This window comes from Pseudomonas sp. MD330_10 (assembly GCF_042610415.1).
In the GTDB taxonomy this organism is placed as follows: domain Bacteria; phylum Pseudomonadota; class Gammaproteobacteria; order Pseudomonadales; family Pseudomonadaceae; genus Aquipseudomonas; species Aquipseudomonas rhodesiae.
On the sequence record NZ_JBHGZU010000008.1, the window covers coordinates 44,902 to 56,652 of the forward strand.

Annotated in this window: 6 protein-coding genes; 2 read left to right on the forward strand and 4 right to left on the reverse strand. The window is 61.4% G+C overall.

Annotation, left to right across the window (positions count from 1 at the left end; genetic code table 11):
* Positions 1–5: 5 nt before the first annotated feature.
* Positions 6–1,613: a carboxyl transferase domain-containing protein gene (locus ACFZPT_RS14855; protein ID WP_034098810.1), complete on the reverse strand. Its 1,608-nt coding sequence runs from the start codon at positions 1,611–1,613 to the stop codon at positions 6–8.
* A gap of 11 nt (positions 1,614–1,624) precedes the next feature.
* Positions 1,625–2,788 carry an isovaleryl-CoA dehydrogenase gene (locus tag ACFZPT_RS14860; protein ID WP_034114239.1) on the reverse strand — a complete coding sequence of 388 codons (1,164 nt, stop codon included), beginning with the start codon at positions 2,786–2,788 and terminating at the stop codon, positions 1,625–1,627.
* Positions 2,789–2,938: 150 nt separating this feature from the next.
* Here ACFZPT_RS14860 and ACFZPT_RS14865 point away from each other — a divergent pair, with 150 nt between their 5' ends.
* Both ACFZPT_RS14865 and ACFZPT_RS14870 read left to right on the forward strand, forming a co-directional pair.
* The gene (locus tag ACFZPT_RS14865; RefSeq protein WP_034114237.1) at positions 2,939–4,573 is read left to right on the forward strand and encodes an AMP-binding protein; all 1,635 of its coding nucleotides are present in this window, start codon (positions 2,939–2,941) and stop codon (positions 4,571–4,573) included.
* An 81-nt stretch (positions 4,574–4,654) separates the two neighbouring features.
* Positions 4,655–9,838 (forward strand): NEL-type E3 ubiquitin ligase domain-containing protein, encoded by a 5,184-nt coding sequence (locus tag ACFZPT_RS14870; protein ID WP_379555709.1) that lies wholly within the window; start codon positions 4,655–4,657, stop codon positions 9,836–9,838.
* A 549-nt stretch (positions 9,839–10,387) separates the two neighbouring features.
* Here the strand turns inward: ACFZPT_RS14870 and ACFZPT_RS14875 are convergent.
* Both ACFZPT_RS14875 and ACFZPT_RS14880 read right to left on the reverse strand, forming a co-directional pair.
* Positions 10,388–11,287 (reverse strand): hydroxymethylglutaryl-CoA lyase, encoded by a 900-nt coding sequence (locus ACFZPT_RS14875; RefSeq protein WP_034114236.1) that lies wholly within the window; start codon positions 11,285–11,287, stop codon positions 10,388–10,390.
* A 16-nt stretch (positions 11,288–11,303) separates the two neighbouring features.
* A complete protein-coding gene (locus ACFZPT_RS14880; RefSeq protein WP_034098804.1) occupies positions 11,304–11,696 on the reverse strand; it encodes a MerR family DNA-binding transcriptional regulator in 393 nt (130 codons plus the stop codon).
* Positions 11,697–11,751: the final 55 nt, after the last annotated feature.

Consider the following 11,751-nt stretch of genomic DNA (forward strand, 5'->3'; position numbering starts at 1 on the left):
TCCATTTACATGCGGAACACGCCGAAGCGGCTCGGCTCGATGGGGGCGTTCAAGGCCGCGGACAGGGCCAGGGCCAGCACGTCGCGGGTCTGCAACGGATCGATCACGCCGTCATCCCACAGGCGCGCGCTGGAATAGTAGGGGTGCCCCTGGGTTTCGTACTGGTCGAGGATCGGCTGCTTGATCGCCGCTTCCTCCTCGGCGCTGAACCCGGCGCCCGCGCGTTCGGCCTGCTCGCGCTTGACCTGCACCAGCACGCCGGCCGCCTGTTCGGCGCCCATCACGCCGATGCGCGCGTTCGGCCACATCCACAAAAAGCGCGGGTCATAGGCGCGACCGCACATGCCGTAGTTACCGGCGCCAAAGCTGCCGCCGATGATCACGGTGAATTTGGGCACCTTGGCGCAGGCCACTGCCGTCACCAGTTTGGCGCCGTGCTTGGCAATGCCGCCGGCCTCGTATTTCTGGCCGACCATAAAGCCGGTGATGTTCTGCAGGAACAGCAGGGGGATGCCGCGCTGGCAGGCCAGTTCGATAAAGTGCGCGCCTTTCTGCGCGGCTTCGGCGAACAGGATTCCGTTATTGGCCAGGATCGCAATCGGGTAGCCGTGCAGATGGGCGAAACCGCACACCAGCGTGGTGCCGAACAGCGCCTTGAACTCATCGAACACCGAACCGTCCACCAGTCGTGCGATCACTTCGCGTACGTCGAACGGCTGTTTGGGGTCGGCCGGAATCACGCCGTACAACTCTTCGCCGCTGTACAGCGGTGCCACCGGCGTACGTTGCAGCAACTGGCCCTGTTTGTGCCAATTGAGGTTGGCCACGCTGCGGCGGGCCAGGGCCAGGGCGTGTTCATCGCTGTCGGCATAGTGGTCGGCCACGCCCGAGATTTTGCAATGCACATCCGCGCCGCCAAGGTCTTCGGCGCTGACCACTTCCCCGGTGGCGGCCTTCACCAACGGCGGGCCGGCCAGAAAGATCGTGGCCTGCTGGCGCACCATAATGGCTTCGTCGGCCATGGCCGGCACATAGGCGCCACCGGCGGTGCATGAGCCCATCACCACGGCAATCTGCGGGATGCCTTGGGCGCTCATATTGGCTTGGTTGAAGAAGATCCGCCCAAAGTGCTCGCGGTCGGGAAACACCTCGTCCTGACGCGGCAGGTTGGCGCCGCCGGAGTCCACCAGGTAGATGCACGGCAGGCGATTCTGCTCGGCGATGGTCTGGGCGCGCAGGTGTTTTTTCACGGTCAGCGGGTAGTAGGAGCCACCTTTGACCGTGGCGTCGTTAGCCACAATCATGCACTCCACGCCTTCTACGCGCCCGATTCCGGCGATGACGCCGGCCGCGGGCACGTCTTCGCCGTAGACCTGGTAGGCGGCGAGTTGGCTGAGTTCAAGAAACGGCGAGCCCGGATCGAGCAGGCGATTGATGCGTTCGCGCGGCAACAGTTTGCCCCGTGAGGTGTGCCGCTCTTGAGCCTTGGCGCCGCCGCCTTGCTGCACGTGAGCGAGCAGAGTGTGCAGGGCGTCGACCTGTTGGCGCATCGCCGCGCTGTTGGCGGCGAACTCCGCCGAGCGCGGGTTGAGCTGGGTGTGCAAGGTGGCCATGGCGCGTGCCCTCAGCGAGTTTCGTTGAACAGTTCGCGACCGATCAGCATCCGCCGGATTTCACTGGTGCCGGCGCCGATTTCGTACAGCTTGGCATCGCGCAACAGGCGCCCGGCGGGGAATTCGTTGATGTAGCCGTTGCCGCCGAGAATCTGGATCGCATCCAGGGCCATTTGCGTGGCGCGTTCGGCGCTGTAGAGGATCACCCCGGCGGCGTCCTTGCGGGTGGTCTCGCCACGTTCGCAAGCCTGGGCCACCGCATACAGGTAGGCGCGGCTGGCGTTGAGTTGGGTGTACATATCGGCGACTTTGCCCTGGATCAACTGGAACTCGCCGATGCTTTGGCCGAACTGCTTGCGGTCGTGGATGTACGGCACGATCAGGTCCATGCACGCCTGCATGATCCCGGTGGGGCCGCCGGAGAGCACCACGCGCTCATAGTCCAGGCCGCTCATCAGCACTTTCACGCCGCCATTGAGCACGCCGAGGATGTTGTCTTCGGGCACTTCGACGTCATCGAAAAACAGCTCGCAGGTGTTGGAGCCGCGCATGCCCAATTTGTCGAACTTGTTGCTGCGGCTGAAGCCCTTCCAGTCGCGCTCGACAATAAACGCGGTGATGCCGTGTGGGCCTTTTTCCAAGTCAGTCTTGGCGTAAATCACATAGGTGTTGGCATCGGGACCGTTGGTGATCCAGGTCTTGCTGCCGTTGAGCACATAGTGGTCGCCGCGCTTGTCGGCGCGCAGCTTCATCGAGACCACATCGGAGCCGGCGTTCGGCTCGCTCATGGCCAAGGCGCCGACGTGTTCGCCGCTGATCAGTTGGGGCAGGTACTTGAGCTTCTGTGCGTGGTTACCGTTGCGGTTGATCTGATTCACACAGAGATTGGAGTGAGCGCCGTAGGACAACGCCACCGATGCCGAGCCACGGCTGATTTCTTCCATGGCCACCACATGCGCCAGGTAACCCAGGCCGGCGCCGCCGTACTCTTCCGGCACGGTGATGCCGAGCAGGCCCATGTCCCCGAATTTGCGCCACAGGTCGGCGGGGAACAGGTTGTCGCTGTCGATTTGCGCCGCGCGCGGTGCGACCTCTTTGGCCACGAAGGACTGCACCTGGTCGCGCAGCATGTCGATGGTTTCGCCGAGGGCGAAGTTCAGGGACGGGTAACTCATGGACAGGCACCTTAATGTGAGCTTTGTTGTTGTGTGGTCGGCGCGCCAGGGGAGGGCGCTCACCTTTACGTTAACGTAAGCTTGCGTTGTGACGCTGTCAATCGTAGTTTACGTTTACGTCAACCTACAAAAAAGATAACAGGGGTCGTTATGGATCAACCGCATCAGAGCTACAGCCGTGGCTCCCAGGACAAGACCTTACTGGCCATGACCATCGGCCAGGCCTTCGATCACACAGTGGCGCAATTCCCCGATGGCGAAGCGCTGGTGGTGCGTCATCAGTCACGACGTTATACCTGGCGGCAACTGGCCGATACCGTCGACCTGCACGCCCGCGCCTTCCTCGCCTTGGGCCTGCAAACCGGCGACCGCTTGGGCATCTGGGCGCCGAACTGCGCCGAGTGGTTGATCAGCCAGATTGCCAGCGCCAAGCTCGGCGTGATCCTGGTCAATATCAACCCGGCGTACCGCACCAGCGAGCTGGACTACGTGCTCAAACAGTCCGGTTGTCAGTGGCTGGTGTGCGCCGGGGCGTTCAAGGGTTCCGATTACCACGGAATGCTCCAGGAACTGCAACCCGACCTGCGCGGCATCATCAGCCTCGATCCCGGCCCGCCGGCAGGCTTTATGCCCTGGTCGACGCTGGCCACCCTCGGCGCCGAGGTAACGCCCGAGCAACTGCACCAGCGCCAGGCCAGCCTGCACTTCGACCAAGCCGTTAATATCCAGTACACCTCCGGCACCACCGGGTTCCCCAAGGGCGCCACACTCAGTCATCACAATATTCTCAATAACGGCTACATGGTCGGTGAAAGCCTGGGCCTGACCGCCCTGGATCGCTTGGTGATCCCGGTGCCGCTGTATCACTGCTTTGGCATGGTGATGGGCAACCTGGGCTGTATCACCCATGGCACCGCCATGATCTACCCGAACGACGGCTTCGACCCATTGCTGACCCTCAGCGCCGTCGCCGAAGAACGCGCCACTGGCCTGTATGGCGTGCCCACCATGTTTATCGCGCTGCTTGATCACCCGCGGCGCGGTGAGTTCGAGCTGTCCAGCCTGCGCACCGGCATCATGGCCGGCGCCACGTGCCCCATCGAAGTGATGCGCCGCGTGATCAGCGAGTTGCACATGGGCGAAGTGCAGATCGCCTACGGTATGACCGAAACTAGCCCAGTGTCCTTGCAGACCGGGCCACAGGATGATCTGGAGCGCCGGGTCACCACCGTCGGCCGCACCCAACCGCAGTTGGAAACCAAGATCATCGACATTGATGGCAACACCGTCGCGCGCGGTGAAATCGGCGAGCTGTGCACCCGAGGCTACAGCGTCATGCTCGGCTACTGGAATAATCCCGAGGCAACCCGCGAGGCCATCGACGAGGCCGGCTGGATGCACACCGGCGATCTGGCAAGCATGGATGAGCACGGCTATGTGCGCATCGCTGGACGCAATAAGGACATGATCATTCGCGGCGGCGAAAACGTGTACCCGCGCGAGTTGGAGGAGTTTTTCTTCACCCACCCGGCGGTGGCCGATGTGCAGGTGATCGGCATTCCGGATGCGCGCTACGGCGAAGAAATCGTCGCCTGGATCAAACTCCACCCGGGCCACGCGACCGATGAGCTGGATTTGCAGGGCTGGTGCAAGGGTCGCATTGCGCACTTCAAGACGCCTAAGCACTTCAAGTTCGTGGATGAGTTTCCGATGACCGTCACGGGCAAGATCCAGAAGTTTCGCATGCGCGAGATCAGCCTCCAGGAGTTGAGCACCGAGCGCTGAAACGGGGTGCTGGGCTACCGCGTTCGGCCTGCGCCAGCTGCCTAGAGTGGCGGATTATTCCGCTACTCGAAGGCGATGCCCATGACCGATCTGCTCACTGATCCGCTTGCCCTGCCCGATGTCGATGAGCCAAGCCCCCATGTGGGGCCCATCCAGGACAACACCCCCGCTTGGTATACCGATGCGCTGGCAGGGCGCAAGACCGAATTGGCCAACCTCAAACTGGTTATCCCGCCCTGGTACACCAACGCCGACTCAACAGCGAAAGACCGATTGAAGGTAGTCCACGACCGCAGCCGGACGTCGTTAAACCAGCTGGATCAATGGTTCAGCCAACTCAAAAGCCCCGCCGACTATGCCGAACCCTTGCTGGTGGCGGCCATTGAAGAGAAGTTCGGCCTGCGCCTCGACGTCACGAGCGTGTTCTACGCGCGCAAGATGGAGCAGAGATCGTGCAGCACCGATTCGGAAGAACTGTCGACCACCACCGTGTCGTCAGCGTCGTCGCCGCTGTATTTCTACAAGGGCGTCAGCCTGCTTGAAGCGGCCTTGATGAATTTCACCGAGGACGACGCAAGCAAGCCGATCTGCTTGGATTGTCGTTTGATCACCCGCTATAACTTCCACCAATATTCCAGCGCAAAGAAGCATGCACCCGCGAGTGTCAAGTCGTTCAAACTGTCGATCAAACCCAACGAGTTTGCCGCCCTGTGCCGAACGCTGGACCTGGGGCAGTCGTACTACGAGCATGTGCGCGGCATTATCAATGCCCCGATTCTGGCCAAGCCCCCCGGCGCCCTGACAGGCAAGCTGTACAGCACGTTGATCACCGCGCACCGCAATCAGTTGGAATTGGCCGCCGAAATTGCCCTGATGCAGGGCCATATCCAGTCCCAGGACCATCGCTTGATCCAGGCGATTCTGATTCAACAGACCGGGCACACATGGGCAGAGGATGACGTCAGCTTTTCGCCCTTGCAGTTGTGCACGGTCGTGATCGAGCAGGTGCTGATCATCGGGCCGGTGGTGTGGCAGCCCCATCCGCGAAATGCCACGATCCTGCCGCGACCGTGCATGGTCTACATCCCCGGTGATCCGCTGCACCCGCTCAAGGCTTACGACAACCTCACCGCCTTCGTCGACCACCTGACCACGCGCCTGTGCCGTGCTGACTACCGTACCTTCTTCAGTCAGTTCGTCCCGCTTTCCCGGCAAGAAATGTTCTTTACCAAACTCAAGGCACTACTGGACCCCGACGAGGTTTACACCGCCACGCAGAACTTCGATCCGGCGCTCAAAGCCCGGCTTCACCGCCAGGGCACCTACGCACCGCCTTGGCGTGACGTGTGGATCGACAGCGCGCAACAGCGGGTTCGCTCGATCATGGAAAACGCTCAGGCGAGCGCCGTGTCCACGCAAGAGGCCACGGACCATGCCGAGAAAGCCTGGCTGTGGTCGTGGGGCAAAAAAATACTGGATGTGCTGAACGTGGCGGCATTCGTGGTGCCGTACCTTGGCGAAGTGATGCTGATAGTTGCGGCGGTGCAAATGGTCGACGACGTGGCAGAAGGCATACAGGCGTGGTCCGAGGGCGATGCGCGTGCGGTCTGGGCGCACTTCTCGGCGGTGGGTCTGAACTTGGCGGGGCTGGCGGTGCCCGCCGCGCTGGCAGCGTTCAAAGAGACCGCTTTTATCAAGCGTCTGGTGCATGTCGACTTCGGCGGGCGCAGCCGTTTGTTTGACTTCGATCCGACGCGGTACACCCACTCGATCAGCCTGCCCGCTGAGCTGAAGCCGAACAGCCTGGGCTTGTATGAGCATCAAGGCGCCACGTACCTGCCGTCGACCCACGGCGGTCACTACAAGGTGCAAGCCATCGCCGAGGGAGATTTCAGGCTCGTCCACCCGGATGGCGACGCCCGTTACTGGCCCAGGGTACGCCACAACGGGGCGGGTGCCTGGGTGCATGAATTCGAACAACCCCTGACGTGGGATCGCAAGACCCTGTTGCGACGTCTCGGCCCCAGCGTTGACGCTTTCAGCGACGCTCAATTGGAGCAGGTCCGAGCGCTGAGTGGGGTCACGGATGAGCAATTGCGCCGGGTTTACGTCGATCAGCAATTGCCGCCGCCGCTGTTCAGAGAAGCGCTACGGCGCTTCGAATCTGCCCGTCGCTACCAAGGCTTCATTGATCGCCTGAGCAGCACCGACCCTGCCGTCTTTGGGCGTGTCGACTGGAGCTTGCAAATGAGGTTATTGCTCGACAGCGGCAAGTGGCCTGAAGCCAGGGTGCTGGTCGCCTTGGATGCCGACGGCGATATCGTATGGCGTTCGGCCGCAGTCGCCCAACGCAGTCAGGTGGTCAAGCTCGATCTGGCCCAAGCGGCGACCCGGGATGGCGTGATTCTGCCGTCGCTGCTGAGCCAATTGAGCGAAGAGCAGATCCGGCACCTGTTGGACGAGCCGGCCGTCGAGCGAGCGCTGCGTTATGAACTGATGCTGACCGGCAGAATTGATTCCGACTTTCTGGCGACGGCCGCCGATAAGGCGTACGCGGATCGCTTGGTTGAACGCATGATGAGCGAGCAGCGCACACCCCAGGCGAGGGCGCTGCGCTACCGCGACCGATTGCGCGAGTTGGCGCAGGACAGCAAAGCCAGGTTGTTTGGCCTTGAAATCGCGGCCGGGGACGTGTCCAGTGAGGCGAACGTGCAACTGCTCCAGCGCGACTTTCCAGGCTTGCCCAAACTGATCGCCGAAGACCTGTTGGCCCACGCCACCGACCAAGAGTTGGCGCGTATGGGCGAAACCTCCCGTGTGCCGTTGCGTTTGGCTGAAGAGGCGCGCCGCTATGGGCAGAGGGTCCGAGCCCTGCGCGCCCATACCGATCTATTGTTCGATAACGAACTCACCCCGGACAGTGTGCGTCTGGCGCTGCACAAGCTGGCGACGCTGCCGGGTCGTCTTGACGACGTGGGTCTTGAGTTACGCGCTGACACCTATGACGGTGAACTGTTGGACCGCGTCGGGCGTGCTGACGCGCCCAGGCAGTTACGCCTCGTGCGCATCAGCCTCAACGAGTGGAAGCTGTTCAGCGGTCCCGATGATCTGGAGTATTGGCGCTCGGACAAAGATGCTTTCTACACCGCGCTCTGGCGGGTGGGTTACAGCGGGCGCACGGATTGGCGGCAACTGAAAGCCTCCACCCAGGCGTTGAAGGAGCAGCTCGCACAACAGCCCTTGAGCGACGAGGGCACGCGCCAGGCCCTTGGCTTGCAAGCCATCAAACCGGGGTTCAAGTCGCCTATGCGCCTGGCGGACGGGCGGTTTGGGTACCCGCTCAGCCCAGTTGGAGGCGCGGGGCGGCGGCCGTTTATTTGCACCATGAAAGCCATGTATCTGTACCCGTCGAAGTCACTTGAAGAGGTCGAAGCCCTGTATGGGCTTCAAGGCTTGACTGATGCCCAGGTTCTAGCCCGCCTCAGCAGCCTCGAAGAGGAATACAACCAGTTGAAGCAGACGCTGGACGCCTGGCATCAGGACGCAGAGCCGGGCCACAGCCAAATTCGTCGCAGGGTCGCGGGGACGATTATGGCCGCGTGGCAGCGCCAGTCGCCGCAAGCGTATGCGGCGGATCAAACACCGATTGGCCACATTCTGGATCTATCGGATGAACTGGTGGGTGAACTGCCGCCGATAACGGCGAATATGGATCATGTGGGCAGCCTGGATTTACGTCGAATGGGACTGTCGGACGAGTCGCTCCCCTTTCTCAACGCATTCGGCCGCCTGCGCTGGCTGAATATGCGCGAAAACAACCTCACGCAACTGCCGGAGTTCACCCATGGCGGGGCGGGGCTGACCAAGCTCAACCTGAGTCGCAATGACCTGCAACTGACCGACGCCAGTCGTGCGCGCCTCGAAGGGATGCGAGACCTGAAAATCCTCGATCTGTCCGACAATCGCCGCTTGGGCTGGACCGCCGATCTGCGGGGCATGCGCAGCCTCAATCAACTTTATCTGGCCGACACCGGCACCACGACCTTTCCGGCGGGGGCTGAGCAATTGACGTCCTTGGCCAGGATCGACCTGCACTCGAACCGGATCACAACCTTGCCCGACTATGCGTATCAGCACTTGGACCGGATCAACGTGCATGAGAACCCGCTGTCGGCGGCCACCCGCGAACGCCTTGGCCTGGAGGCACCGGTGGACCCGGCGCAGTGGGCCGACCACGTCACGTTGGACGAGGCTCGGACCCTGTGGTTGCGAGAGGTGCCTGCCGCCGAACAGACGCACCGCGCCCGGCTGTGGGACGACGTGAAGGCTTGCCCTGATTCGGCCGCCCTGTTCACGGTCCTGGCCGACACTACCCGCAGCGCCGAATACGCCTCGCCGGTCACCCGCGCCGCATTGACCCAGCGGGTGTGGGACTTGTTGGAGGCCGCCAGTCAAAGCCAGGCCATTCGCGAGTCGCTGTTTGGCATCGCCGATGATCGTGTCACCTGCGGGGATGGCAGTACGGTGGAGTTCATGAACCTTGAGAGTGAGCTGTTGGCGTTGAAGGCGCTTGAGCAGGCGGGGGAAGCGGACAGCGAAGGCTCACTGATCAGCATCGCCCGCCAGTTGTTCCGTCTGACGCTGGTGGACGCCGTGGCTGAACAGGACGTTGCTTCTCGCGGGCCGGGTTTTACCGAGCAGGTCGAAGTGATCCTGGCCTACCGGATCGGTCTGGCGGACAGGCTGGGGCTGCCGATAAACACCCGTGAAATGCTGTTTCCCCAGCAGGCCAATGTGAGCCAGCAAGCCCTCGACAGTGCTTATCGGCAAGTGCTCAGGAACGAAAGTGTTACCGCTGACGAGAGCGCTTTTTTCGTGGGACGCGAATTCTGGGAGAAACACCTGCGCAGCCGATACCCGCAGGAGCTCCAGGCATTGATGGGCCCGGGTATTGAATTGATCGAGGAAAAAAGCTCGGCGTTGTTCGAGCTTTCGGATGTGCAAGGCGAGCAAGACACGGGGGCGGACCTGGCGGCGCAAGCGGACTGGCAGAGCCGTCATGACGCGGCGGTCGACAGGCTGGCGCGCCTGTTGGGCAAAAGCAAAGACGACATTCTGGTCGATGGCGCCATGCCCAGTGCGTTCTTCGACGGGGAACTCAAGCAACTGGCGGCGGCGCGACAGCAAGAGCAAACACAGGCATTGCAGCGCCTGACTCGAAAGGTGCTGAACAATTTCATGGCCACCGAAGGCACGTCAGTGTGAGGCGCCGAACGCCCATAACACGAAGGGGACCCGAAGGTCCCCTTTAATGTGCGTTGCCTGCTCTTTTTTTATTATTGAGGGGCGGTCTATTGTTGTTTTTGGCAACCGTTACCCTTTACCGCTGTTTTTGGCGATCCCCATCCGGGATCAAGAGCAAACGTATTTTTTTGAGCGCTGATCTGCTTCTTCGCAAGCGATCCAACCAGTGGGTAGCTACCTGAAGGTAGTTTTATTTTTCTCTATCCGGTTGCGGGTCTCGGCACGCCGTACCCTGCGAAGCACATCTTCTCCAAAAAAATCTGTTAGCTGCGTCTCTGCCGTGTTGTTTTTGTTATGTCAGAGTCGTTTCGTCTTATTTTTATTAGGTTTGGCGCTTTTTATTCTTGTTATGCCATAGAGATAGCAGAAGCCGTGCCAACTTTTAAAATACCTTTAAAATCAAGGAGTTGATTTTTGTGTAGGAAATGACCGGGGGCAAATACGACAAAATATGTTCCCGTGTTACTCGATGTGTAGGGCTTGGGTAACACATTGTCACAGGCGTGCTACTCACACGGCGTTACGCGCCTTGGCCACCCGCGAACCGCTGGGGCGCCCCAGCACCTGGCTGATCTGCCGGCCTGCGAGGATCAAGGCGTCCAAGTCGACCCCGGTGTGAATGCCCAGGCCATTGAGCAGGTACAGCACGTCTTCGGTCGCGACGTTACCGCTGGCGCCCTTGGCATACGGGCAGCCGCCAAGCCCGGCAATAGAGCTGTCGAACACCTGGATACCTTCCAGCAGCCCGGCGTACACATTGGCGATGGCCTGGCCATAGGTGTCGTGGAAATGCCCGGCCAACTTGTCCCGTGGCACCTGCGCGCCGACCACTTCAAACAGGCGGCGGGTGGCGCCCGCCGTGCCGGTGCCGATAGTGTCGCCCAACGACACTTCATAACAGCCCATGGCATACAACTCCCGCGCCACTACCGCTACCTGTTCGGCGGCGATCTCGCCTTCATAGGGGCAGCCCAATACACAGGACACATAGCCGCGCACACTGACCCCGTGTTGCTGGGCTGCGGCCATGATGGGCGCGAAACGTTCCAGGCTTTCGCTGATGGAACAGTTGATATTGCGCTGGGAAAACGCCTCGGACGCGGCCGCGAACACCGCCACTTCCTTGACCCCGGCGGCCAGCGCGTCTTCGAAACCGCGCAGGTTCGGTGCCAATGCGCCATAGGTCACGCCGGGTTTGCGCTGGATCTGGGCGAACACTTCGGCGGAGCCGGCCATTTGCGGCACCCACTTGGGCGAAACAAAACTGCCGACTTCGATATAGCTCAAGCCGGCGGCGCTGAGGGCGTCGACCAATTGAACCTTTTCCGCGACGCTGATGGGGTTGGCTTCGTTCTGCAAACCGTCGCGCGGGCCGACTTCAACCAGGCGGACGTGGGAGGGGAGGGTCATGGCGGTCACCTTCTGATCAATCGCCGGCCTGGCGCATGGTTTGGGCCAGGGCCTGGGTGCAACGCTCTTCGGCGGTGTCCAGTTCCAGCTTCATCTGTTCGATATCCAGCAGTTGCTGTTCCAACTGCTCACGGCGCTCGGCGATCTTGGCCAGCATGCTGTTGAGCTGGATGTGGTTGCCGCTGCTGGGGTCATAGAGTTCGATCAATTCGCGGCACTCGGCCAGGGAAAAGCCGATGCGCTTGCCGCGCAGGATCAGCTTGAGGCTGACCTTGTCCCGCGCGCTGTAAATGCGCTCCTGGCCACGCCGCTCAGGGGCCAGCAGGCCCTGTTCTTCATAGAAACGAATGGCGCGGGTGGTGATATCCAGCTCGCGGGCGAGGTCGGAAATACTGTAGGTAGTGCTCATGGCGGCGCTCAAGAAAGTTCTGGCGCTAAGCTAAAGGTAGGTTGACGTGAACGTC

Coding starts and splice junctions, on each gene's coding strand:
- ACFZPT_RS14855 (WP_034098810.1), bottom strand. CDS start 1,613: ATGGCCACCTTGCACACCCAGCTCAACCCGCGCTCGGCGGAGTTCGCC.
- ACFZPT_RS14860 (WP_034114239.1), bottom strand. CDS start 2,788: ATGAGTTACCCGTCCCTGAACTTCGCCCTCGGCGAAACCATCGACATG.
- ACFZPT_RS14865 (WP_034114237.1), top strand. CDS start 2,939: ATGGATCAACCGCATCAGAGCTACAGCCGTGGCTCCCAGGACAAGACC.
- ACFZPT_RS14870 (WP_379555709.1), top strand. CDS start 4,655: ATGACCGATCTGCTCACTGATCCGCTTGCCCTGCCCGATGTCGATGAG.
- ACFZPT_RS14875 (WP_034114236.1), bottom strand. CDS start 11,287: ATGACCCTCCCCTCCCACGTCCGCCTGGTTGAAGTCGGCCCGCGCGAC.
- ACFZPT_RS14880 (WP_034098804.1), bottom strand. CDS start 11,696: ATGAGCACTACCTACAGTATTTCCGACCTCGCCCGCGAGCTGGATATC.